The 563-nt window shown below is 40.7% G+C and carries 1 protein-coding gene and 1 pseudogene; both read right to left on the bottom strand.

What is annotated here, in order from left to right; genetic code table 11:
* Nucleotides 1-280, bottom strand: a 280-nt coding sequence (locus tag IE271_RS44700; RefSeq protein WP_229920016.1) for a class I tRNA ligase family protein, incomplete at its 3' end; no start/stop codon positions are given.
* Between the two features lie 23 nt (nucleotides 281-303).
* A pseudogene (locus IE271_RS44695) lies at nucleotides 304-563 on the bottom strand (hypothetical protein); the annotation flags it as partial.

The raw sequence follows: 563 nt of genomic DNA, 5'->3' as shown, positions 1-563 counted from the left end.
ACCACCCATGCACGCAAAGCTGTTTGAATAGGGGCAAATTCAGACTCATCAAAAAAGCCGGCCAATAAATGGCATGGAAGCGTAAAATATCCTTACCCACAATATGCCTAGCGCATGCAAAATGCGCCATTTTATTGTCTAAATTATTCAAATACCCTAGCGCGCTCGCATAATTCAATAAAGCGTCCAGCCAAACATACACCACATGTTTAGGATCGTTCATTTTTTTAGGCAAAGGAATGCCCCATTCAAAGCTCGTGCGCGTGATAGACAGATCCAATAAACCCTGCTCAATAAAAGAAGTTACCTCATTTTTACGATAAACGGGCAAAATCGCTTCGGGGTTTTAGCGTAAAAATCCAATAAAGGCTTCTCATACGCGCTCAATCTGAAAAAATAACTCTCTTCTTCTAAAAGCGTGGTTTCTCTCAAGCAATCAGGGCATAAGACTTTATCGTTCGTATTGTCCGCTTTAGAGATCGCACAATAACTCTCACAGCTCACGCAATAATACCCGCTATAAGCGCCTTTATAAATATCCCCTTTTTCAAACATGATTTCAA

Origin of the sequence: Streptomyces minutiscleroticus (assembly GCF_014650875.1) — a bacterium.
In the GTDB taxonomy this organism is placed as follows: domain Bacteria; phylum Actinomycetota; class Actinomycetes; order Streptomycetales; family Streptomycetaceae; genus Streptomyces; species Streptomyces minutiscleroticus.
Note: the sequence above shows the minus strand (reverse complement) of the source record. Positions and strands in the feature narration are given on the sequence as shown.